We start from the raw sequence: 21,645 nt of genomic DNA on the forward strand, positions 1-21,645 counted from the left end.
GCACCTACCCCGCCCCCACCACTGAGGGAACCCTTAAGCTATTCTGCTGCCAACCGAAGTATCCCCCGAACACCGCAAGGAGGTTTTCATGCGCACCCTCGAACTGGCCGGCGTCAACGTTCCCGTCATCGGCCAGGGCACCTGGCGCATGGGTGAAGACCCGGCCCGTTACACCGAGGAAGTGGCTGCCCTGCGCCTGGGCATTGAACTGGGCATGACCCTGATCGACACCGCTGAAATGTATGCCGAAGGCGGCGCCGAGGAAGTGGTCGGCGAAGCCATCGCCGGACTGCGCGACCAGGTCTTTCTCGTCAGCAAGGTCTACCCGCATAACGCCAGTCGCCACGGCATCCCCCAGGCTTGCGACCGCAGCCTGCGCCGTCTGAACACTGACTACATCGATGTGTACTTGCTGCACTGGCGCGGCCAGTATCCCCTTGAAGAAACCGTCGAAGCCTTCGAGCGTCTGCGTGAAGCCGGCAAGATCGGCCGCTGGGGCGTGTCCAATTTCGATGTCGATGACCTGCAGGAACTGGCGTCCCCGGCGTGCGCCACCAATCAAGTGCTCTACAACCTCGAGGAACGCGGCATAGAATTTGATCTGCTGCCGTGGTGCCAACAGCATCATCAGCCCTTGATGGCGTACTGTCCCATCGGTCAGGGCGGAACGTTGCTGGTGCATCCGGCACTCAAACAAGTGGCCGCTCGTCACGCGGTCACCCCGGCGCAGGCAGCGCTGGCATGGATTCTGCGACAGGACGGGGTGATCGCGATTCCCAAAGCGGTCCGCCCTGAACACGTGCAACTGAATGCGCAAGCAGCGCAATTGCGGCTGGAGGCCGGGGATCTGGAGGCGCTGGACCAAGCGTTTCGTGCGCCACAACGCAAACAGCGACTGGCCATGGTCTGAGCCATCGCCGTTGTCAGAGGGCTTCTCATGAGAAGCACCGATCAGCTCGACGCCTTCAATCTGCAGCGCTTTGTACTCGCGCAGAACCCGGTGTTCGAGCGCGTAAAAAACGAACTCGCCGCGGGCCGAAAGCGCAGCCACTGGATGTGGTTCATCTTTCCGCAATTCACCGGGCTGGGCGGCAGCGAGATGTCGCAGCATTTCGCGATCCGCTCGGCCGAAGAGACCCAGGCTTACCTCGATCATCCCGTGCTAGGCCCCCGATTGCGCGACTGCACGCAGTGGGTGCTGGATATTCAGGAACGTTCCATCAGCGAGATTTTCGGCCATCCGGACGACGTTAAATTCCGTTCATCGATGACTCTGTTCGCCCAGTTCACCGCGGATGACAGCCCGTTCCAACAAGCGTTGACGCGTTACTTCCATGGCATCAAGGATGACTGGACGCTTTCGTTGCTGGACTCAAAACAGGCCCAGCTGCCCCCCAATCAGGGTTGAGAAATCGTCGTCCACGAACGGCAGAATGGCGTCCGCCACCGGTTGCAGTTGCCGGGTGACGTAATGGTCATAGTCAATCGGCGCACTGCGAATTTCCAGTGGCTCGGGCCCGGCGACGCTGATCACGTAGCTGATCCAGCCACCGTTCTGGTATTGCAGCGGACGGCCCTGTTGCTGGTTGTAATCGTCGGCGATCCGCGCCGCTCGAACGTGCGGCGGCACGTTGCGTTCGTAGTCATCCAGGGTACGGCGCAGGCGCTTGCGGTAGACCAGGCGGTCATCGAACTCGCCCGCCAGGGTTTTGCGCACGTACTCACGCACGTAATCCTGATAGGGCTGGCGATGGAAGATCCGCGTGTACAACTCTTGCTGAAATTGCCGGGCCAGCAGCGACCAGTCGGTGCGCACGGTTTCCAGCCCCTTGTAGACCATCTCGTCACTGCCGTCGGCGCGCGTCACCAGTCCGGCATAACGCTTCTTGCTGCCCTCCTCGGCGCCGCGAATCGTCGGCATCAGAAAGCGTTTGTAGTGAATTTCGAACTGCAACTCCAGCGCACTTTCCAGCCCGTATTCTTCCTGCACGTGCTCGCGCCACCACTGGTTGACGTGGTCCACCAGCGCATGGCCGATCTGCGCGGCTTCCTCCTGACCGTGGGCGCGGCGCAGCCAGACGAACGTCGAGTCGGTGTCGCCGTAGATCACCGTATGCCCTTGCGCTTCGATCAACTGGCGGGTGCGCAGCATGATTTCGTGACCGCGCAGGGTGATCGAAGAGGCGAGCCGCGTATCGAAGAAGCGGCAACCGCTGGAACCGAGCACGCCGTAGAAGGCGTTCATGATGATTTTCAAGGCCTGGGACAACGGCGCATTGTGTTCGCGTTTGGCGGTTTCACGGCCCTCGGCGACCCGCGCCACAATCGACGGCAGGCAATGCCGGGTCCGGGAAAACCGGGCACCGCGAAAACCCGGGACGGACGCACTGTCCTCGGGATGCTTGAGCCCTTCGATCAGGCCCACCGGGTCGATGAGGAAGGTGCGGATGATCGACGGATAAAGGCTTTTGTAGTCGAGCACCAGCACCGATTCGTACAACCCCGGCTGCGAGTCCATGACAAACCCGCCGGGGCTGGCCTGTGCCGGTTTGCTCCCGAGATTTGGCGCAACGAACCCCTGGCGGTGCATCAGCGGCATGTATAAGTGGGTGAATGCCGCCACCGAACCACCACTGCGATCCGCCGGCAAACCGGTGACGCTGGCACGCTCCAGCAGGAACGTGAGCAGTTGGGTCTTGGCGAAAATCCGCGTCACCAGCTCGCAATCCTTGAGGTTGTATTTGGCGAGCGCCGGTTTGTCCTCGGCGAACATGCGGTTGATTTCGTCCATGCGCTGATACGGCGTGCTGATCGCCTTGCCCTCGCCGAGCAGGGTTTGTGCGACGTTCTCCAGGCTGAACGAGGGAAAGCTCCAGGTCGCCGAGCGCAGGGATTCGATGCCGTCGATGATCAATCTGCCGGCGGCCGAGGCGAAGTAATGGTTGCGGCTGCCGTGTTCGCGCCACTGCATTTCCTCGCCACCGCGCCCCAGTTTCAGCGGCACCGCCAGCCGTCGTGCGTGTTCGTGAAGTACGCGTAAATCGAACTGCACGACGTTCCAGCCGATGATCGCGTCGGGATCGAAACGGGCGAACCATTCGTTGAGTTTTTTCAGCAGGTCGGTTCGGGAATCGCAGTACTCGAGCGCAAAATCCACCGCGCTGTCGTCACCGTTGGGCGGGCCGAGCATGTAGACCTGGCGCTCGCCGCAGCCCTCCAGGGCGATGGAATACAGGTCGCCCTGGGCGGTGGTTTCGATGTCCAGGGACACCAGCCTGAGCGTGGGCCGATAATCGGGATCGGGTTTCATCTGCGCGTCGAGCAGCAGGCCGTCGGGACCGGGCGTGCCACCGAAGACAACCGGCGCGGTGATGAAGCGCTCCATCATGTAGCGTTCCGGCGGCCGCACATCGGCTTCGTACATCTCGACACCGGCCTTGCGCAGCGCGGTTTCCAGGCGCATCAATTGACCGTGCTGCCGGCAATACAGGCCGAGCACCGGACGGTGTTCGAAATCCTCCAGGGCCAGGGGTTTGAGTTCGATGTTTTTTTCGCCGTGCAACACCTCTTGCGCCTGTTCGCGCTGCTGCACCGGAATAAACGCCACCGACGGTTGATGAGGCAGGCGAATCCGCCGGGGACCGGAATCGGTCGCCAGCCAGAACTCGACTTCCGTACCGGCCGGGGTATCGCGCCAATGCCGGGTCAGGACGAAGCCCCGCTGTAAATCCACCACTGCAACCTCGAATCCGATTCAGATGGCGATTCTACGCGTCATCGCCAGCGGAAGCGCTCGTTGCATTGAACGCGCTCCCACAGGGTTATGTGTGGTTTTTAAGCTGAGAGGTTGGGTTTATCGCAGAAAAACCGCTGAATGGCGTTATTTGCGCGTTATCTGCCGTTTTCTGCCTTGCCCTCAGCGCCCGCGTCTACGATTCTTCTAGAACAACGACAACACTTGAGAAACCACCATGAAAACCGTCGCCCAACTGCTCAAGTTGAAAGATCAGAAAAATCAGGAAGTGCACCAGATCAAGCCCGACCACATGGTGCTCGAAGCCCTGATGAAGATGGCCGAGAAGAACGTCGGCGCCCTGCTGGTGGTGGAGAATGACGAAGTGCTGGGCATCATCAGCGAGCGCGACTATGCACGCAAACTGGTGCTGCACGGCCGCTCATCCGTGGGCACGCCAGTGCGCGACATCATGGTGTCGCCGGTGATCACCGTGGATACCCACCAAACCGTCGAGACCTGTCTGGGCATCATGTCCGAGAAACGCCTGCGCCACTTGCCGGTGGTGGAGAATGGCCAGTTGATCGGTTTGCTGTCGATCGGCGATCTGGTCAAGGAAGCCATTGCCGAACAGGCGGAACTGATTCAACAGCTGGAGCAGTACATTCGCGGCGAATAGGTGCAGATCAAAAGATCGCAGCCTGCGGCAGCTCCTACGGGATCGGTCTCACATGCGGTCAATGTAGGTGCTGCCGAAGGCTGCGATCTTTTGACGTTGATTTTTCAGATCCAAAGATCGCAAGTTGCGGCAGCTCCTACGGGATCGGTCTCACAGGCGGTCAATGTAGGAGCTGCCGAAGGCTGCGATCTTTTGACGTTGATTTTTCAGATCCAAAGATCGCAAGTTGCGGCAGCTCCTACGGGATCGGGCTCACAGGCGGTCAATGTAGGAGCTGCCGAAGGCTGCGATCTTTTGACGTTGATTTTTCAGATCCAAAGATCGCAAGTTGCGATCTTTTCAGGACGGCCAATGTCGGGCAAACACCGGTGCCAGCGTCGGATGTCGGTCGATCCGCTCAAGCCAGGCGAAAAAACCGGGCCGCGCACTGCGCAAATGTTCGCGGCTGCCTGCCCACCGCGAGATCACCGCTGCCAGCACGTCCAGCGCCCCCGGCGTCTCGTCGCCCAGGTACAACTCGCCCGAGAACTGATCGGCAAACACCTCCCAACTCCAGTGCAAGCGTTCGCGGGCGCCGGCCGTGAGGTTGTCCCGGGAGGGTTTATCCGCCACGGCCAACCAGCGCTCGGGGTAATCGATGATGCCAATCGCCGCGTAGCAATTGCTGATGATGTAGGCCAGGCCTCGGATGACCTGGTCGCGCTCGGCGGCATCTTTGGGCAGCAGCTGCGACTTGGGAAATGCCAGCCCTAGATGAATCAGGATCGCCGCACTCTCGGTGAGAATGCTGCCGTCGGGCAGCTGCAAGGTGGGAATCTGCTTGAGCGGGTTGAGTTTCTCCAGGGCATCGGCGGCCTCTGGCGTCGACTCGACGTCGATGAAACGGTACGGAATCTCGCAGAGCTCCAGCGCGGCTTCAATCGCGGCGGCTCCGGAATTCTTGTGGCCGTAGAGCTGGTACATAAATACCTCCCATTGCGTGTTCTCTTTGTAGCAGCTGACGCTGGCGATGCCCGGAAATTTCTTTTTTTAAACTGCATCCAAATCGCTTTCCGACGGGTAGTCCTATTAGCAGTCTCTGTTGCTGCCCAGCGAACTACTCATTTTCGGAGAGATATTCATGAACGCCAGACAACTGATGTGCCTTGCCGGTTTCTTCGCCGCCATGCCCGCGGCCTTCGCCCAGACCAGTCTGCCGGACAGCATCAAGGTCCCGGACGGGCACAAGGTCACGATGGAAACCACCGGGGTTGGCGAGATCACCTACGAATGCCGTGACAAGGCCAACGCGGCCGGCCAGACCGAATGGTTTTTTGTCGGGCCCAAAGCAGTGCTCAATGATCGCAGCGGCAAACAGGTTGGCACTTACTTCGGCCCACCGGCGACCTGGCAAGCGAAGGACGGCTCGAAGGTGACCGGCACGCAACTGGCCGTCGCTCCGTCGAGCCCGGGCAACCTGCCTTATCAACTGGTCAAGGCCAACCCGGCCGAGGGCAGAGGCGCAATGAGCGGCGTGAGTTACATTCAGCGCGTGGCGCTCAAGGGCGGCGTCGCCCCCAGCGCCGAGTGCACGGTGGCCAACAAGGGCAAGCAGGAAGTGGTGAAGTACCAGGCGGATTATGTTTTCTGGACCGCCAGCTAACCATCAGGCCCACGCAATCCCCTGTAGGAGCGAGCTTGCTCGCGAATAACGTCAAGACACCGCATTCATTCAGATTGGCCGCGTTTTCGTTGACGACCATCGCGAGCAAGCTCGCTCCTACACAGATTCGGTTTGTTTGCTAGATTGCATTGGGTATGCCCGCCCCTCAAACAACGGCTGAGAACTGTGTCCTTGCCCGAACCCTTATTCGACTACGAAGCCCGTCTGGCCGCCTGCGCGCGGGGTGAGCGTCAGGCCCTGCGGGATTTGTATGTGCAGGAAAGTCCGCGGCTGCTCGGCGTGGCCAGGCGTCTGGTGCGCGACAGCGCGCTGGCCGAAGACATCGTCCACGATGCGTTCCTGAAAATCTGGGCCGGCGCCGCCGGTTTCGATCCGGCGCGGGGTTCGGCACGGGGCTGGATGTTCAGCGTAACCCGGCATCTGGCGCTCAACTTCATCCGCGACAACAGCCGCGAGATCCAGGGTGACATCGACGTGCACACTGACGCTGAAACCTTCGACGCCGAGGTCCACTCCTCGCGCATTCATCGGTGCCTGGAACAACTGGAACCCGCGCGTCGCCATTGCCTCCTGCACGCCTACGTCGACGGTTATTCCCACGCGCAAATCTCGCACAAACTCGGCACCCCGCTGGGCACCGTCAAAGCCTGGATCAAGAGAAGCCTGGCGGCCTTACGGGAGTGCATGGGATGACCAGCCGACCTGCGGACGAAACCCCTGACCAACGCGACGAACTGGCCAGCGAATACGTGCTCGGCACGTTGTCGGCGCAGCAGCGCACCGAGGTTCAACAACGCCTGCACGACGATGCCGAACTGCGCACGGCCGTGGACACCTGGGAGCGTCGCTTGCTGGGCATGACTGAACTCGTCGAGCCTCAAACGCCGTCGTCCCGGTTGTGGCAACGCATCGAGCGCAGCGTCAACGCCTTGAATCGCCAGCTGCCGATATCTGCGGCCGAGGCCTCGTCCTGGTGGAACCTGCTGCCCCTGTGGCGCGGGCTCGCCGGCGCCGGGCTGGCGGCGACGTTGCTGCTCGGCGCCTTGATGCTGACGCAAACCACGGTCAAGCCGACCTACCTGGTGGTGCTGGTCGCGCCTCAAGACAAGGTGCCCGGCTGGGTGATCCAGGCCAGTAATCCGCGGGAAATCCAGCTGATCCCGTTGGGCATCGCCGAGGTGCCGGCGGACAAGGCGCTGGAGTTCTGGACCAAGGCCGAAGGCTGGCAAGGGCCGGTGTCGCTGGGGTTGGTCAAACCGGGGCAAACGCTGTCGGTGCCGCTGGATAAACTGCCGCCGCTGCAACCCGATCAGCTGTTCGAGCTGACCCTGGAAAACCCCAACGGCTCGCCGATCGGCAAGCCTACCGGGCCGATCCAATTCATAGGCCGGGCGGTGAAGGTGATCTGATCGCGAGCGCCGATCACGCTCACACAAGGGACATCAGCCGATTCATCATTGCCATCGATGTTCACCATCACGTCAATGAAGTTCTCTTAAAAATTCCGGGGCGTAACATCGCATCCATACCAACCAATAACACCCCGGAGCACACCATCATGAAACGCCAGACTCTTCTCAGCATCGCTTTCTCGGTCTTTGCAGTTAACGCTTTTGCCGCTTCCTCTGTTCATCCGGTTGTCGCTGAAGGCGGCTCGGATCGCCTGATCGAGCAACGTGTTGCCGAAGGTGGTTCTGATCGTCTGATCGAGAAACGCGTTGCTGAAGGTGGTTCTGATCGCCTGATCGAGAAACGTGTGGCTGAAGGTGGTTCCGATCGACTGATCGAGAATCGCGTTGCTGAAGGTGGTTCGGATCGTCTGATCGAGAATCGCGTGGCCGAAGGTGGTTCTGATCGTCTGATCGAGAATCGCGTGGCCGAAGGTGGTTCGGATCGCCTGATCGAAAGCCGTGCCGCATGAGAACGGCTTGTCCGCAAGACTCGACATACGATACCTGTAGGAGCGAGCTTGCTCGCGATGGACGTCAACGATGACGCGTGCTGCCTGGATGAACGCGTTGTCCCAACGTTTTTCGCGAGCAAGCTCGCTCCTACAGTGGTATCAGCCTCCCTTCCGATTAAAGCCTGTCACTTCCCCGCCCGCGCCATGCAGCGCTGGTAACGTTCATCAACCCGCTTGGCAAACCACGCGGTGGTGAGTTTTCGGGTGATTTTCGGGCTCTGCAGCACAATCCCCGGCAATACCGCAGGCGGCAGTGAACGGCCCTCGGCCTGTTCGGCCAGTTCAAACACCCGCCGATACAGTTCGGTGTCTTCGAATTCCAGGCTTTTGCCCTTCTCCAGTTGATCCCTGATCGTCGGATTGCGCATGTCCAGACGCTTTCCCAGCGTACGCACGGCCAGCTCCGTGGTGCCGGGCATGATCGAGTCGTAGCGCACCAGGTCGCCGTCCAGTGCCAACGGGATGCCCGAAGCACGGCTCACGGCGTTCTGAAACGCGGCATTGCGGCTCGCGTACCAACCGGCATTGAAATCAGCGAAGCGATAGAGCGGCTGTTGATAGCTCACCGGATAACCCAGCAAGTGGGCGATGCCGAAATACATTCCGCCGCGACGGCTGAACACCTCCCGCCGAATCGTGCCGTCCACCGGGTACGGATAATCGCGCGCCTGCTGTTCGGCGAAGTCGATGCTCACCTGCATCGGGCCGCCGGTGTGCACAGGGTTGAAACCGCCGAACAGCGTGCGTCCCATGGGCACCATGCCGATGAAATCATCGAAAATCGCGCTGAGCTCTTTTTCGCTGCGCGCGGCCTTCAGCCGGTCGCTGTAGCTTTTGCCGTTGCTGGAACCCACCTGCAGCGCGCCGCTCACCAGCAGACCGGGAATGTGGACCTTGGCGGCACGCCGGTCGATTTCTTCCCGGGCGATCTTGCCCAGACCGGGCACCGGTGGGTCCACCTGGAAGGTCGACTCCTGCTCGGTGACGGCCAATACCGAGCAGAGGTTTTGCGTCGAGGGATAAATGTCCTGCGCAGCGAAGGCCGCGTAAATGTCCGTGGCCCAGCCCTGACGGTCCACGGTCTTGGCCGGCAGCAGGCGCACGATCTCCGCCCTGACCTCGGCAGGTTGCCGGGCCGGGGCTTGCTGGGTGCGCTGAGTCCCGCAACCGGCCAGCACCAAGAGTGCCGCGATGCTCATGATCAATCGATTGGCTTGCATGCTGCTCCATCACATCCGTTGAATCGGGTTAACCATACGATCAATGGCATGGCGCAGGCTATGACTGTGCTGGCGTTGCACTGTTCCCTCCACAAACACACCGACCTGTGGAAGCGGACTTGCTCGGATGTTTAGACCAAGCGCTGGGTGTATATCCGTTTTCTGGGTAACGGCGGCCATTGGTTTCGCCCTTACGGCGAGTCACTTGCAAAAGCGGCAAGTAACCAAGCGCTCTTGCCCCTGTCGTTCGGTGCCTCGCTAGTGCTCGGCATGCCCTCGCTCCGGTCCTGCTCCGTGGGCCCGCCGCCATCGGCCATCCATGGCCGGGGGCGGCTAACCCGGCATCCATGCCGGGTTACCCACTGCGCAGAACCTGCACTCGGCCTCTCGATGGGGCGCTCACCGCAACAGCAAAACCGCGGCGGCCTCTGGGCCGACCGGGGCATCAAGCGGGCGCGCCGCGCTGGTTTGATCGTGCACATCCTCTGGACTTGGAATGATTCCCTGTGGGAGCGAGCCTGCTCGCGAAGGCGGTGGGTCAGTCAACATTGATGGCGACTGACACTCCCTCTTCGCGAGCAGGCTCGCTCCACAGGTTTCACCAAACTGGACCATTTCCTACAGACCGATCTGACAAACACATTGTGCAACGCAACTGGTAACCACTATCATTCGCACCTGGAGTCGCATTTGCGCAAGGAGTTCCCGCGCCGTATTTTTTTCTAGCCATCGGCGGCACGCCGCCAGGAACCCACATGACTACTCCAGCCCGATCCGGCGCGCCCTTTCGCCCGACGTTAATCGCCTTGCTCTGCTCCCTGTCCGTAACGGCCTACGCCGCAACGCCTGCGACCGATCCCGAAAACGACGGCAAGGCGATGGTGCTGGACAACGTCAACATCAACGCCCAGGCGCCCTCGCCGTCCGAACTGCCGCCTGCGTTTGCCGGTGGCCAGGTGGCGCGGGGCGGTCAGCTCGGCGTGTTGGGCAATCAGGACATGATGGACGTGCCATTCAGCATGGCCTCCTACACCGAACAACTGATCCAGGACCAGCAAGCCGAAGACGTCGCCGACGTGTTGCTCAACGATGCCTCGGTGCGTCAGGCCAGTGGTTTTTCCAACCAGGCCCAGGTTTTCATGATCCGCGGCCTGCCCCTGAACGGCGACGATATTTCCTATAACGGCCTGTACGGTGTGCTGCCGCGCCAGATCATTTCCACCGATGCGCTGGAACGCGTGGAAGTGTTCAAAGGACCGAATGCGTTCATCAACGGCGTGACCCCGAGCGGTTCCGGCATCGGCGGCGGCGTCAACCTGCAACCCAAGCGGGCCGGCGACGTGCCGCTGCGCCGTTTCACCACGGACATCAGCGATGAAGGTCGCCTCGGTCAACACCTGGACCTCGGCCAGCGCTTCGGTGAGGACAACCGCTTCGGTGTGCGGGTCAACCTGGCGCAGCGCGAAGGCGACACCGCAATCGACAAGGAAAACCAGCGCTCCAAACTGTTCGCCATCGGTCTCGATTACCGTGGCGACGCCCTGCGCATTTCCGGTGACTTCGCGTACCAGAAGCAACGGATCAACGCCGGTCGCAGCTCGGTCAACGTCGGCAACGCCACCCACCTCCCGGATGCGCCGTCGGCCGACACCAACTACGCGCCGAAGTGGGGTTTCAGCGAGATCGAAGACACCTTCGGCATGCTGCGGGCCGAGTACGACCTGAACGACAACTGGACCGCCTACGCCGCCGGCGGCGCCAAACACACCCGCGAGGTCGGGCGCTACAACTCGACCACGCTGGTGGGCAACAACGGCAGCTCGGTGACCACCGGTTCCTTCATTCCGCATGACGAAGACAACACCAGCGTCATGGCCGGCCTCAACGGCAACTTCGTGACCGGCCCGGTCACTCATAAACTCAACTTCGGCCTGGCCGGCATCTGGACCGAGCAGCGCAGCGCCTACGATTTCGACCTGACTCGCTACGCGAACAACATCTATCACCCGGTGGACACCCCCTCCCCCGTGGGCAACTTCACCGGCGGCGACCTGAATGATCCGGGCATCGTCGGCAAAACCTTCGCGCGCAGTGGCGCGGTGTCCGACACCCTTGGCTTCTTCGATGATCGACTGTTGGTGACCGTCGGCTTGCGTCGCCAGCAATTGGTAGTGCAGGGCTACGGCTACGCGCCTTACGGCTCCGGCAGCCGCAACGCCTCCTACGACGAGTCGATCACCACGCCGGTATACGGCATCGTGTTCAAGCCGTGGGACCACGTGTCGTTCTATGCCAACCGCATCGAAGGCCTGGCTGAAGGCCCGACCTCGCCGACCACCGCAGGCAACCGCATCGTCACCAACGGCAATCAGGCCTACGCCCCGGCCCGGACGAAACAGGTCGAGGCCGGCGTCAAGGTCGACATGGGCACTTACGGCGCCAGCCTGGGCGTCTATCGCATCGAACAGCCGAGCGACGGTTACTCGGTGATTACCAGTTCGACCACCGCCGAATATGTACGCCAGGGTGAACAGATCAACAAAGGCGTAGAACTCAACGTGTTCGGCGAGCCGATCAGCGGCCTGCGCCTGATCAGCGGGCTGACCCTGATGGACACCGAATTGAAAAACACCGCCGGCGGCCTCACCGACGGCAACCACGCGATCGGCGTACCGACCTTCCAGTTCAATGCCTCGGCGGATTGGGACGTGCCCGGCTTGCAGGGCGTCGCACTCAACGCGCGAATGCTACGCACCGGCGGCCAATACGCCGACGCGGCGAACAACCTCAGCCTGCCAACCTGGAATCGCTTCGATGCCGGCGCCCGTTACGCTTTCAAGGTCCAGGAAAAAGACGTGACGTTGCGCTTTGGCGTCGAAAACCTGGCCAACAAAAAATACTGGGAATCCGCCCAGGGCGGTTACCTGAGCCAAGGCGAGCCGCGCGTGGCGAAGCTGTCGGGCACCATCGACTTCTGATCGCAGGCATGCCTGGTCCTGAGTACGCTGCCCCGCATTCCCTTTGTAGGAGCGAGCTTGCCCCGGGCGGCGTTCCGACGAAAAACTCAAGGACACCTCGGGGCATCTTTTGTACCCCGTTATCGTTCACGATCATCGCGAGCAAGCTCGCTCCTACAATGTTCAAAAGGCCCCGCAGCTTCAAGGCTGCGGGGCCTTTTCCGTTCGGCGGTCGGCCTGTCTGCCGGCGTCGGCTGAACCATACTGGTTCGACACAACGAGGAGACTGCTGATGAATCGTAGCGACGTGCTGATCATCGGCGCGGGCCCCACCGGGCTGGTGCTGGCGTTGTGGCTGAGCAAACTGGGGATCAGCGTGCGGATTCTCGACAAGACTGCGGGCCCCGGCACCACGTCGCGAGCGTTGGCCGTGCAGGCACGGACGCTGGAATTGTATCGCCAGCTCGACCTTAGCGACGCCGTGATCAAGGCCGGGCATCGCGTGGCGGCGGCCAACTTCTGGGTCCAGGGCGAACCGGTGGCGCGCTTGCCCTTGAGCCGGGTCGGCGAGGGTCTGACGCCCTACGCATTTCTCGAAATGTTCCCGCAGGACGAGCACGAGCAGTTGCTGATCCAACGCCTGGAAGCCTTTGGCGTCAGGGTCGAGCGCAATACCGAACTGGAACGTTTCGACGAATCCGGCGACGGCATCACCGCACAGCTGAGACTGCCCGATGGTCAGCAGGAAACCTGTCAGGCCTGTTACCTCGCCGGTTGCGACGGTGCCCGGTCAACGGTGCGCAAAGCCCTGGACACCGGGTTCCCCGGCGGCACCTACCAGCAGATTTTTTACGTGGCCGACGTTCAGGCCAGCGGGCCTGCCCTCAATGGCGAGCTGCATCTGGACCTGGATGAAGCGGATTTTCTCGCGGTGTTTCCCTTGGCCGGCGAAGGTCGCGCAAGGCTGATCGGAACGGTCCGTGATGAACGCGCCGAACAGGCTGAAACCCTGCAGTTCGAAGACGTCAGCAGCCGCGCCATCGAGCATTTGAAGGTGCAGATCGAACAGGTGAACTGGTTCTCGACCTACCGCGTGCATCATCGGGTAGCCGATCACTTTCGCAGCGGTCGCGCCTTTTTATTGGGTGACGCGGCCCACGTCCACAGCCCCGCAGGCGGCCAGGGCATGAATACCGGGATCGGCGATGCCATTAACCTCGCCTGGAAACTCGCGGCCGTGTTGAGCGGCAGCGCAGAAGCCAGACTGCTCGACACCTATGAGCCCGAGCGCATCGCCTTCGCCCGAAAACTGGTGGCCACCACCGACCGGGTGTTCAGTTTCGTCACCGCCGAAGGGCGTATCGCCGATTTGCTGCGCACGCGTCTGGCGCCGTTCCTGCTGCCGAAAATGGCCTCGTTCGAGACCTCACGCGAATTCCTGTTTCGCACGGTGTCGCAGATCACCCTCAACTACCGCGGGACGTCGTTGAGCACCGGCGTCGCCGGGCATGTGCACGGCGGCGACCGGTTGCCTTGGGCGCATGACGGTGAAGGGGATAATTTCGAATCGTTGAAGTGCCCGAAGTGGCAGGTGCATGTCTACGGCGACACCAGCGACGAGATGATCGCCTGGTGCCACGAACACCATTTGCCGTTGCATGTGTTTGACTGGCGACCGGCGTTTGAAACGGCGGGCCTGGGGCGCAACGGGTTTTATCTTTTGCGGCCGGATACCTATGTGGCGATTGCCGAAACCAATTCAGATCCGAAGGTGATCGAGCGGTATTTTCGGGATCACGGGATACGCGCGTTTTTCAACTGAACGCGAAAAGATCGCAGCCTTCGGCAGCTCCTACAGAGCCAATCCCCTGTAGGAGCTGCCGAAGGCTGCGATCTTTGGGTTTTTATAAAACCTTTGCCGCCGGCGCAACAATCAGCGCATTTCCTGTTGGAGCGAGCCTGCTCGCGAAGGCGGTGTATCAGTCAATACAGGTGTCGACTGTTACACCGCTTTCGCGAGCAGGCTCGCTCCCACAGGTGAACTCGAACTACTTGGGGATTTCCAGACCGCGCATCACCGCCGGCCGCGCGAGGAAGCGCTCCAGCACTCGCGTCACGTTCGGGAAATCCTTGATGCCGACCAGATCGCCCGCCTCATAGAAACCGATCAGGTTGCGCACCCAGGGGAACGTTGCGATGTCGGCGATGGTGTAGCGCTCGCCCATGATCCAGTCGCGCCCTTCAAGGCGTCCGTCCAGCACCTTCAACAGCCGTTTGCTTTCTTCGACGTAGCGGTCCCGGGGACGTTTGTCTTCGTAGTCCTTGCCGGCGAATTTATTGAAGAAACCGAGCTGGCCGAACATCGGGCCGATACCACCCATCTGAAACATCAGCCACTGAATAGTCTCGTAACGTGCTGCCGACTCCTGGGCCAGCAACTGCCCGCTTTTGTCGGCGAGGTAGATCAGAATGGCCCCGGACTCGAACAACGGCAGCGGCTTGTCATCGGGGCCATGGGGATCGAGGATGGCCGGGATCTTGTTGTTGGGGTTCAGCGACAGAAACTCGGCAGACAACTGGTCGTTGGTCTCGAAGCCCACACGATGGGCTTCATAGGGCAGGCCGGTTTCTTCCAGCATGATCGAGACTTTGACGCCGTTGGGGGTCGGCAATGAATAGAGCTGGATCCATTCGGGGTATTGGGCCGGCCATTTTTGGGTAATGGGGAACGCAGACAGATCAGTCATCGGGAGCATCCACGGGAAAAAATGAGAACACGGATCATAATGTAGCCGCCGAAAACTGCGATCTTTTAACGTCATCATTTTTGTTGATAACCAAGATCGAACGATGTTAGCCCTTGATTGGCAACGCCCCGTGTACTGTGTCCATAAATCCGCAACATCCTGTCGATAACCTCTGCTCCAATCCGTTCAAGGTTGTCGGTACATTGCTGCGCACGCCGCCGGAATCGAACCAAACGGGCGTCAGTGGACTCTGAGTACTGCCTTTTCGGAAACGGACCGGCTCAACGACATGGAAAACACCCGACGCTGGGAGCGCGGGGTGTAAAGGTTTGTCAGCCTTAACCGAATGCGCTGAAGAACTTGTATTCCCTTATGAAAATCTTGAAATTTTTCCAACGTTTCAAGCATCGCGCCTATCTTGTGCTGCCCACCCTGTTGGGCGTCAGTGCGCTGTTCCTGGCACTGGAAATCAGCGAAAGCCGCGCCCAACCGGCTGACGGCACACAGACGCTGGTCTTTCTGCGCCACGCGGAAAAGCCTGAAGGCGGCCTTGGCCAGCTCAATTGCCAGGGCCTGAACCGCGCCATCGACCTGGCGACCTTGCTCCCGGAAAAATTCGGCAAGGCCAACTACGTGTTTGCCGCCAACCCGACGCGCAATGTTGAGGAAGGCGAACTGGATAATTCCTACAGCTACATTCGCCCGCTGATGACCATCAGCCCCAGCGCGATCAAACTCGGCTTGCCGGTGAACATCAATTTCTCGGCCAACGACACCAGCGACCTGGCCGACGAACTGCTCCACGACAAGTACCACAACTCGGTGATCTACACCGCCTGGTCCCACGGCTACTTGCCCGAGCTGATCAACAAGGTCGCCGGTGAAGCCGTTGGCAAGAAACAGAACATCACCGACGATTGGGCCTCCAGCGACTTCGACTCGCTGTACGTGCTGACCCTCACCTGGCACAACGGCAAGGCCAGTCTGCAGAGCCACAGCTATAAGCAAGGCCTGGATAACGGTCAGGAAACCTGTCCGACATAAACCCGGCGTTCCACACCCGAGACGACCACGGGCGGGGGGCTGGGCTATCATGCAGTCATCTTTCTTCTGTGCGGAACCTCTCCATGTCGCTCTCAACCACAGCCAACCCCGCCCGGGGCTGGTCGTTCTGGTGGAAACCCGCCCTGTTTGTCCTGGTGGCCTGTATCGGGCTTTACTACGTCAAGTGGTCGCCCTACTACATCAAAGCCTTCGTCGCAGCTGACAACCACAGCATCGGCGCCTCCATCCTCAACGACTCACAGACTGCGCCGCTCGCGGCAGCGCTGACCTACGCCAAGGTGTATTTCCTGGCGATCTGGAAAGCGGCGGTGCTGGCGATCATCCTCGGCTCCCTGCTGCAAGTGCTGATTCCCCGCGACTGGCTGCTGCGCCTGTTTGGCCGCGCCGGATTTGCGTCGACGGTGCGCGGTGGGCTGTTCGCCCTGCCGGGGATGATGTGCTCGTGCTGCGCGGCGCCTGTGGCCGCGAGCATGCGCCGTTCGAACGTCTCGGTCGGCGCGGCGCTGGCGTTCTGGATCGGCAACCCGGTGCTCAACCCGGCCACCCTGGTGTTCATGGGCTTTGTGCTGGGTTGGGGGTTCACGGTTATCCGGCTGATCGCGGGGACTGTGCTGGTGTTCGGCGTGTCGATGATCGCCCAGCGCATCAGTGGCCCTGAGGCGTTGCCGGAAGCGGCGGTTGACGCGGTGGCCGAGGTCAGCACGACAGATTCGCAACCGTTCCTGACCCGTTGGGCGAAAACCCTGTGGCAACTGTTCTGGAGCACCATCCCGGTCTACATCCTCGCGGTGATGGTATTGGGCGCGGTGCGGGTCTGGGTGTTTCCGCACATTGACGGTGCGATGGCCAACAGTCTGCTGTGGCTGGTGCCGCTGGCGATCATCGGCACGCTGTTCGTGATTCCCACCGCAGCGGAAATCCCTATCGTACAAACCATGATGACGTTGGGTATGGGCACCGCGCCGGCGGTGGCGCTGTTGATGACCCTGCCGAGCATCAGCCTGCCGTCGCTGTTGATGCTGCGCAAGGATTTCGATGGCCGGGTGCTGGTGAGCGTGGCGCTGATGACCATGGGTGTCGGGGTGGTCAGCGGGTTGGTCGGGGCGGCGTTGCTTTAAGATTTGTAGCGCCTGTGAGGCCCCCATCGTCGGAACGCCGCCCGGGGCAAGCCCGCTCCCACATTGGATCAGTGGTGTCCACACCATCAGTGTGGGAGCGGGCTTGCCCGCGATGAGGCCGATGAGGCCGATGAGGCCGATGAGTCTTGCGCCAGCCTCATTGATGTAAACGCTCGCGAAGGTACTCGAGAACCGCCCCGCTCTCCCCGGCAAACTCAATCCGCGCGCCCTTCTTCTCCCGCTGAAACGCATACATCGGGTCGTAATACTCACCCAGCAACCCCTCGATCCAGCCCCGGTGCAGGTCAACCGCGCCGCTGCGCCCCTGCTCCGCCAGCGCCTCCTCCATCAAAATCAACAGACGCCGATGGCGTTCGCCGCCCAGGCGTTTTTGAATGTTGTTCAGGCTCGCGAGCAACCGTTCGCAAAACAGCCCGAAGCCGTCATCACCGTAAACGCCGATGAACTCGGCACACAGGTCCACCACGTAATCGCGCAGGATTCGTTCGACCCGCCCTTCAAGGCTGTCTTCCAGCCAGATCATCGGAAACCTTTGCATGCCCTGGAACAACGGCAACGGCAAGGCGCAGCTGCCGACCATGCGGCTTTCGTCCTCCAGCACGAACTGCTCGATACCGTGACTGCGCTTTTTCAGCACATCGACGGCCAGGCGGTTTTCAAAATCGATGTTGGACGGTTGTCCCGTGGCGCGCTTGCCGAAACTGGAGCCGCGATGATTGGCGTGGCCTTCCAGGTCCAGGCCGTTGCGCAATTGGGTGAGCACTTCGGTCTTGCCGGTGCCAGTCATGCCGCCCAGCAGGACGAAATCACAGTGCGCCAGCGCCTGATCGATCGTCTCCAGCAAAAAGGTGCGCATGGCCTTGTAGCCACCGCCGACCCGCGGATAATCGATGCCCGCCTCGTCCTTGAGCCACTGCTGGACGATCTGCGAACGCAAGCCGCCGCGAAAACAATACAAATAACCTTCAGGATGCGCCCGGGCAAAATCGGCCCAGGCATGGATGCGCTCGGCCTTGATGTCGCCGGACACCAGTTGGTGCCCCATGACGATGGCCGCTTGCTGCCCGTGTTCCTTGTAGCAAGTACCGACCCGTTGCCGCTCGCTGTCATTCATCAGCGGCAGGTTGACCACGCCCGGAAACGAACCCTTGGCGAATTCGACCGGCGCGCGGGCGTCCATCATCGGCCGGTCGTTGAGGAAGAGGTCGCGGTAATCGGTGAACTGAATGGGCATCAGAACACCTCGACCGCGTTGGTCTGTCGCTCAACCAGCTCACCGATAGGTTCAAGGGTCAGGCCCAGTTCGGCGGCGACCTGAAGGAATTGCGCGTTGCCTTCGGGGGTGACCGCCACCAGCAGGCCACCGCTGGTTTGCGGATCGCAGAGCACGCGCTTGTGCAGTTCCTGAAGGCGCCCGAGTTTGCTGGCGTAACTGTCGAAATTGCGCAGCGTCCCACCCGGCACACAGCCTTGCTCGAGGTAATACTCGACGCCCGGCAGACGCGGGACACGGTCGTATTCGATACGCGCAGTGACGTTGCTGCCGTCGGCCATTTCCACCAGATGCCCCAGCAGGCCAAAACCGGTGACGTCGGTCATCGCGGTCACGCCGTCGAGCTTGCCGAAGCGGCTGCCGGGTTTGTTCAACGTACACATCCAGTCGCGCGCCAGGCCGATGTCGGCGTGGCGCAACTTGCCCTTTTTCTCGGCGGTGGTGAGGATGCCGATGCCCAGGGGTTTGGTGAGGTAGAGCCGGCAACCGACGGTGGCGGTGTCGTTGCGCTTCATGTCGCGTTTGTTCACCAGACCGGTGACGGCCAGGCCGAAGATCGGCTCGGGCGCGTCGATGGAGTGCCCACCGGCCAAGGGGATTCCAGCCTCGTCGCACACTGAGCGCCCGCCGCGAATCACTTCCCGGGCGATCTCCGGGGCCAGCACGTTGACCGGCCAGCCGAGAATCGCAATCGCCATCAACGGATCGCCGCCCATGGCGTAGATATCGCTGATGGCATTGGTGGCGGCGATGCGGCCGAAATCGAAGGGGTCATCGACGATGGGCATGAAGAAGTCGGTGGTCGAGACCACGCCGCGCTCTTCATCGATCGCGTACACCGCGGCGTCATCGCGCGAGGCATTGCCGACCCAGAGTTTCGGGTCGAGGTTCTGCGCCCCGCTGCCGGCCAGAATCACTTCCAGCACCTGGGGAGAAATCTTGCAGCCACAACCTGCGCCGTGGCTGTACTGGGTCAGCCGGATCGGCTCGCTCATGGGGGAAACACCTCGTGAAGTCGTTGCCGAGGAGTCTACAGCAAGCCTATTTTTTGCACGGAGGTAAGGCAGCGAAAAAAACCGCGAGTCGCGCCGCGTAGGAGCTGCCGCAGGCTGCGATTTTTTGCTCCTGTTTCAGGGCACGTTCAAAAGATCGCAGCCTGCGGCAGCTCCTACTTGAACAGTGCGAAGGCGTAAGCCCTCACCGCGCGCGAGTAAATGCGCGGCGAGGGCCATGGGCAGCAATCATTGGGGTTTTCTGAACATCCAGGGTGACCAGCGACAAGTCTGGTCGCCACCAGCGGCAACCGTCTGACAATCCAACTGAATTTTCCGCAGCGCCGACGATCCTTCTATTACCACAGGGAGGAAGACGGGCTTTATGAACAACGCAAAACTTTTCGTCATTGAATACACCCTTCATGGCGCCCCCAAGTCTTTCATCATCCGCCTCGACAAGATGGATAATGCGGAGGCCTGGCATTGGGCAAGCTGCGACGCCGGCGTGGGCCGGATCCCGCGCTTCGGCCGTGAGAAGGTGCAAAAAACCAGCAAACCGATGGCGGAGAAATTTGGTGTGGAAAACGTCAAATGGCGACCGGCGAATTAACCGGCGGCAGGAACCAATGTAGGAGCGAGCTCGCTCGCGATGGACTCATAGACGCCGCGTGTACTCAGACAAATCGCTTAATCGTTGACGTCCATCGCGAGCAAGCTCGCTCCTACAATGCACGGGGTACAGGTCATTTATGGCTGCACTTGCAGCCTTTGCTCGCGCATTCTTCACCGTGTTCATGGTGCTTGGCGCAGGCTTCGCAGCAATAGTGCTTGCCGTGGCGCGCTATCGGATGTTCGCCCAGTTTGCAGGAGCATTTCGGGCAGTCGCAGGTGCTATTGCTGTCGATCATGAGTCTGACTCCATGGGTGTGGTCGTCCGGTCGCGGATGCGATCCGTACCCCCCAGTGTAGGAGCTGCCGCAGGCTGCGATCTTTTGATCTTGCTTTAAAGATCGTCCGAACGCGGCCCGAGCCTTCGGCAACTCCTACGAGGCATATGTCAGGCCTGACGCGTGCTGCTGCGATACATGAACACCAGCGCCAGCCCCAGGCACACCATCGCCAATATCCGGCTGCCGGACAATTCGATCGCCGGGTTACCCAGCCAGCCGAAGTTGTCGATCAACATCCCCATGCCCAACTGGCCGACGATCACCGCCACCGTCGCCACGGCCGCTCCGACTCGCGGCACCGCACCGACCATGACCATCATGTACACCACGCCGAACAGTGCGCCGCTGAGCTGCCATTTCGGCACGTCGAGCAGGCTCACCGCGTGCGCCGGTTCGAAAAACAGAATCAGCAACCCGGTGCTCACGGCCCCCACTACGAAGGTCAACAAACTACTGCGCAGCACACCGACCGTTTCTCCAAGGCGCCCATTGATCGCCGCTTGCACACTCAACACCGCACCGGCGGCCACAACCACCGCCAACAAAATAATCAGATTCATCATCAACCCCGAGCAATCAGAACAAGTGCCGCGACAATCAGCAGCAAGGCCAGCCAGCGTTCAAAATTGACCTTCTTGCGCGTCGCACCGAACCAGCCGAAATGGTCGATCAGCACACTTTTGCCGACCTGCCCGGACAGGATTGCGATCATCGTCATCGCGATACCGATGTGCGGCGTGGCCAGCGTCAGCACCACCACGTACATCGGCCCGAGGAAACCGCCGATCAGCTGCCAGCGCGGCAGCTCACCGAATGCCGGCCCTTTTTGCCGACCGCTGAACAACAGCAGCAAAAACAGAATCGCCGAGCCGACGCCGAAGATGCTCAACGTGGCCCACAAGTGCCCGACTTGAACCCCGAGCGGGCCGAGCAAACCGGCCTCAACGGAAAGGCCCATGCCGGCGAGAATGACCAAGGGCAGCAGCATCAGCCGCAGTCCCGGTTTGATCGCTGGTTTGACAGCGATGTCGATAGAAGCAGATTGCATAGGTAACACCTTGTAATCGATGAAGGCGCGAACCCTGTAGGAGCGAGCTTGCTCGCGATGGACTTGAGAGCGCCGCGTCCCTTCAGAAAGCCAGCGTTATCGTTATCCATCATCGCGAGCAGGCTCGCTCCCACCGTTGATCCGCGTTGCCGTGAAATTGGCGTGCATTATCGGCTGGCGATCCTTTGCGATAAATGGGAGCATCCGGACAAC

Annotated in this window: 21 protein-coding genes; 12 read left to right on the plus strand and 9 right to left on the minus strand. The window is 60.9% G+C overall.

Going from position 1 to position 21,645, the window contains the following annotated elements:
* The first annotated feature begins 88 nt into the window (after nucleotides 1–88).
* Together F8N62_RS26420 and F8N62_RS26425 are read left to right on the plus strand one after the other, a co-directional pair.
* Nucleotides 89–910, plus strand: a complete 822-nt coding sequence (locus tag F8N62_RS26420) for an aldo/keto reductase (protein ID WP_150713428.1) — start codon at nucleotides 89–91, stop codon at nucleotides 908–910.
* A 27-nt stretch (nucleotides 911–937) separates the two neighbouring features.
* The gene (locus F8N62_RS26425) at nucleotides 938–1,408 is read left to right on the plus strand and encodes a DUF1810 domain-containing protein (protein ID WP_150713429.1); all 471 of its coding nucleotides are present in this window, start codon (nucleotides 938–940) and stop codon (nucleotides 1,406–1,408) included.
* Here the strand turns inward: F8N62_RS26425 and F8N62_RS26430 are convergent.
* Nucleotides 1,373–3,733 carry a DNA polymerase II gene (locus F8N62_RS26430; protein ID WP_191632449.1) on the minus strand — a complete coding sequence of 787 codons (2,361 nt, stop codon included), beginning with the start codon at nucleotides 3,731–3,733 and terminating at the stop codon, nucleotides 1,373–1,375. The genes F8N62_RS26425 and F8N62_RS26430 overlap by 36 nt on opposite strands.
* Before the next feature lie 238 nt (nucleotides 3,734–3,971).
* Here F8N62_RS26430 and F8N62_RS26435 point away from each other — a divergent pair, with 238 nt between their 5' ends.
* Nucleotides 3,972–4,412, plus strand: a complete 441-nt coding sequence (locus tag F8N62_RS26435) for a CBS domain-containing protein (RefSeq protein WP_150713431.1) — start codon at nucleotides 3,972–3,974, stop codon at nucleotides 4,410–4,412.
* Nucleotides 4,413–4,751: 339 nt separating this feature from the next.
* Here F8N62_RS26435 and F8N62_RS26440 read toward each other — a convergent pair whose 3' ends face one another.
* The gene (locus tag F8N62_RS26440; protein ID WP_150713432.1) at nucleotides 4,752–5,375 is read right to left on the minus strand and encodes a glutathione S-transferase N-terminal domain-containing protein; all 624 of its coding nucleotides are present in this window, start codon (nucleotides 5,373–5,375) and stop codon (nucleotides 4,752–4,754) included.
* A 157-nt stretch (nucleotides 5,376–5,532) separates the two neighbouring features.
* On the opposite strand from F8N62_RS26440, the gene F8N62_RS26445 reads away from it, so the two are divergent.
* From F8N62_RS26445 to F8N62_RS26465, 4 genes are all read left to right on the plus strand, one after another.
* Nucleotides 5,533–6,054 (plus strand): DUF3455 domain-containing protein, encoded by a 522-nt coding sequence (locus tag F8N62_RS26445; protein WP_150713433.1) that lies wholly within the window; start codon nucleotides 5,533–5,535, stop codon nucleotides 6,052–6,054.
* A 192-nt stretch (nucleotides 6,055–6,246) separates the two neighbouring features.
* Nucleotides 6,247–6,768: a sigma-70 family RNA polymerase sigma factor gene (locus F8N62_RS26455; protein ID WP_150713435.1), complete on the plus strand. Its 522-nt coding sequence runs from the start codon at nucleotides 6,247–6,249 to the stop codon at nucleotides 6,766–6,768.
* Nucleotides 6,765–7,484: an anti-sigma factor domain-containing protein gene (locus F8N62_RS26460; RefSeq protein WP_150713436.1), complete on the plus strand. Its 720-nt coding sequence runs from the start codon at nucleotides 6,765–6,767 to the stop codon at nucleotides 7,482–7,484. Before F8N62_RS26455 ends, F8N62_RS26460 begins: the two co-directional genes overlap by 4 nt.
* Before the next feature lie 149 nt (nucleotides 7,485–7,633).
* Nucleotides 7,634–7,996: a hypothetical protein gene (locus tag F8N62_RS26465; protein WP_150713437.1), complete on the plus strand. Its 363-nt coding sequence runs from the start codon at nucleotides 7,634–7,636 to the stop codon at nucleotides 7,994–7,996.
* 167 nt (nucleotides 7,997–8,163) lie between these two features.
* On the opposite strand, the gene F8N62_RS26470 is transcribed toward F8N62_RS26465, so the two are convergent.
* Complete coding sequence (locus F8N62_RS26470) at nucleotides 8,164–9,258, minus strand: DUF1615 domain-containing protein (protein ID WP_150713438.1); 1,095 nt, start codon at nucleotides 9,256–9,258, stop codon at nucleotides 8,164–8,166.
* Nucleotides 9,259–10,013: 755 nt separating this feature from the next.
* Here F8N62_RS26470 and F8N62_RS26475 point away from each other — a divergent pair.
* Entirely contained in the window at nucleotides 10,014–12,236 is a 2,223-nt protein-coding gene (locus F8N62_RS26475) for a TonB-dependent receptor (RefSeq protein ID WP_150713439.1), read from the plus strand.
* Nucleotides 12,237–12,507: 271 nt separating this feature from the next.
* Nucleotides 12,508–14,037, plus strand: coding sequence for an FAD-dependent oxidoreductase (locus tag F8N62_RS26485; RefSeq protein ID WP_150713441.1), 1,530 nt, complete (start codon nucleotides 12,508–12,510; stop codon nucleotides 14,035–14,037).
* Between the two features lie 226 nt (nucleotides 14,038–14,263).
* On the opposite strand, the gene F8N62_RS26495 is transcribed toward F8N62_RS26485, so the two are convergent.
* Nucleotides 14,264–14,962: a glutathione binding-like protein gene (locus F8N62_RS26495; RefSeq protein WP_150713442.1), complete on the minus strand. Its 699-nt coding sequence runs from the start codon at nucleotides 14,960–14,962 to the stop codon at nucleotides 14,264–14,266.
* A gap of 372 nt (nucleotides 14,963–15,334) precedes the next feature.
* On the opposite strand from F8N62_RS26495, the gene F8N62_RS26500 reads away from it, so the two are divergent.
* Both F8N62_RS26500 and F8N62_RS26505 read left to right on the plus strand, forming a co-directional pair.
* Complete coding sequence (locus F8N62_RS26500) at nucleotides 15,335–16,006, plus strand: histidine phosphatase family protein (protein WP_150713443.1); 672 nt, start codon at nucleotides 15,335–15,337, stop codon at nucleotides 16,004–16,006.
* 83 nt (nucleotides 16,007–16,089) lie between these two features.
* Nucleotides 16,090–17,145: a permease gene (locus F8N62_RS26505; protein ID WP_150713444.1), complete on the plus strand. Its 1,056-nt coding sequence runs from the start codon at nucleotides 16,090–16,092 to the stop codon at nucleotides 17,143–17,145.
* 157 nt (nucleotides 17,146–17,302) lie between these two features.
* Here F8N62_RS26505 and mnmH read toward each other — a convergent pair whose 3' ends face one another.
* Both mnmH and selD read right to left on the minus strand, forming a co-directional pair.
* Nucleotides 17,303–18,400: a tRNA 2-selenouridine(34) synthase MnmH gene (mnmH, locus tag F8N62_RS26510; protein ID WP_150713445.1), complete on the minus strand. Its 1,098-nt coding sequence runs from the start codon at nucleotides 18,398–18,400 to the stop codon at nucleotides 17,303–17,305.
* On the minus strand, nucleotides 18,400–19,434 hold the full coding sequence (gene selD / locus F8N62_RS26515) for a selenide, water dikinase SelD (RefSeq protein ID WP_150713446.1): 1,035 nt from the start codon (nucleotides 19,432–19,434) through the stop codon (nucleotides 18,400–18,402). Before selD ends, mnmH begins: the two co-directional genes overlap by 1 nt.
* A gap of 382 nt (nucleotides 19,435–19,816) precedes the next feature.
* Here selD and F8N62_RS26520 point away from each other — a divergent pair, with 382 nt between their 5' ends.
* Nucleotides 19,817–20,044, plus strand: a complete 228-nt coding sequence (locus F8N62_RS26520) for a DUF6555 family protein (protein ID WP_008152143.1) — start codon at nucleotides 19,817–19,819, stop codon at nucleotides 20,042–20,044.
* A 133-nt stretch (nucleotides 20,045–20,177) separates the two neighbouring features.
* Here the strand turns inward: F8N62_RS26520 and F8N62_RS26525 are convergent, their stop codons facing one another.
* From F8N62_RS26525 to F8N62_RS26535, 3 genes are all read right to left on the minus strand, one after another.
* Nucleotides 20,178–20,342: a metallothionein gene (locus F8N62_RS26525; RefSeq protein ID WP_150713447.1), complete on the minus strand. Its 165-nt coding sequence runs from the start codon at nucleotides 20,340–20,342 to the stop codon at nucleotides 20,178–20,180.
* 149 nt (nucleotides 20,343–20,491) lie between these two features.
* On the minus strand, nucleotides 20,492–20,947 hold the full coding sequence (locus F8N62_RS26530) for a DMT family transporter (protein ID WP_191632450.1): 456 nt from the start codon (nucleotides 20,945–20,947) through the stop codon (nucleotides 20,492–20,494).
* On the minus strand, nucleotides 20,947–21,432 hold the full coding sequence (locus F8N62_RS26535; RefSeq protein WP_150713449.1) for a DMT family transporter: 486 nt from the start codon (nucleotides 21,430–21,432) through the stop codon (nucleotides 20,947–20,949). The genes F8N62_RS26530 and F8N62_RS26535 overlap by 1 nt, the downstream gene beginning before the upstream one ends.
* Nucleotides 21,433–21,645 lie beyond the last annotated feature (213 nt).

The organism is Pseudomonas fluorescens, assembly GCF_902497785.1.
GTDB lineage: Bacteria > Pseudomonadota > Gammaproteobacteria > Pseudomonadales > Pseudomonadaceae > Aquipseudomonas > Aquipseudomonas fluorescens_BO.

Bases quoted from the DNA above. Each gene is read 5' to 3' on its own strand.
- F8N62_RS26420 (WP_150713428.1), top strand. From the start codon at position 89: ATGCGCACCCTCGAACTGGCCGGCGTCAACGTTCCCGTCATCGGCCAG.
- F8N62_RS26425 (WP_150713429.1), top strand. From the start codon at position 938: ATGAGAAGCACCGATCAGCTCGACGCCTTCAATCTGCAGCGCTTTGTA.
- F8N62_RS26435 (WP_150713431.1), top strand. From the start codon at position 3,972: ATGAAAACCGTCGCCCAACTGCTCAAGTTGAAAGATCAGAAAAATCAG.
- F8N62_RS26440 (WP_150713432.1), bottom strand. From the start codon at position 5,375: ATGTACCAGCTCTACGGCCACAAGAATTCCGGAGCCGCCGCGATTGAA.
- F8N62_RS26445 (WP_150713433.1), top strand. From the start codon at position 5,533: ATGAACGCCAGACAACTGATGTGCCTTGCCGGTTTCTTCGCCGCCATG.
- F8N62_RS26460 (WP_150713436.1), top strand. From the start codon at position 6,765: ATGACCAGCCGACCTGCGGACGAAACCCCTGACCAACGCGACGAACTG.
- F8N62_RS26465 (WP_150713437.1), top strand. From the start codon at position 7,634: ATGAAACGCCAGACTCTTCTCAGCATCGCTTTCTCGGTCTTTGCAGTT.
- F8N62_RS26470 (WP_150713438.1), bottom strand. From the start codon at position 9,258: ATGCAAGCCAATCGATTGATCATGAGCATCGCGGCACTCTTGGTGCTG.
- F8N62_RS26475 (WP_150713439.1), top strand. From the start codon at position 10,014: ATGACTACTCCAGCCCGATCCGGCGCGCCCTTTCGCCCGACGTTAATC.
- F8N62_RS26485 (WP_150713441.1), top strand. From the start codon at position 12,508: ATGAATCGTAGCGACGTGCTGATCATCGGCGCGGGCCCCACCGGGCTG.
- F8N62_RS26495 (WP_150713442.1), bottom strand. From the start codon at position 14,962: ATGACTGATCTGTCTGCGTTCCCCATTACCCAAAAATGGCCGGCCCAA.
- F8N62_RS26500 (WP_150713443.1), top strand. From the start codon at position 15,335: ATGAAAATCTTGAAATTTTTCCAACGTTTCAAGCATCGCGCCTATCTT.
- F8N62_RS26505 (WP_150713444.1), top strand. From the start codon at position 16,090: ATGTCGCTCTCAACCACAGCCAACCCCGCCCGGGGCTGGTCGTTCTGG.
- mnmH (WP_150713445.1), bottom strand. From the start codon at position 18,400: ATGCCCATTCAGTTCACCGATTACCGCGACCTCTTCCTCAACGACCGG.
- selD (WP_150713446.1), bottom strand. From the start codon at position 19,434: ATGAGCGAGCCGATCCGGCTGACCCAGTACAGCCACGGCGCAGGTTGT.
- F8N62_RS26520 (WP_008152143.1), top strand. From the start codon at position 19,817: ATGAACAACGCAAAACTTTTCGTCATTGAATACACCCTTCATGGCGCC.
- F8N62_RS26525 (WP_150713447.1), bottom strand. From the start codon at position 20,342: ATGATCGACAGCAATAGCACCTGCGACTGCCCGAAATGCTCCTGCAAA.
- F8N62_RS26530 (WP_191632450.1), bottom strand. From the start codon at position 20,947: ATGATGAATCTGATTATTTTGTTGGCGGTGGTTGTGGCCGCCGGTGCG.
- F8N62_RS26535 (WP_150713449.1), bottom strand. From the start codon at position 21,432: ATGCAATCTGCTTCTATCGACATCGCTGTCAAACCAGCGATCAAACCG.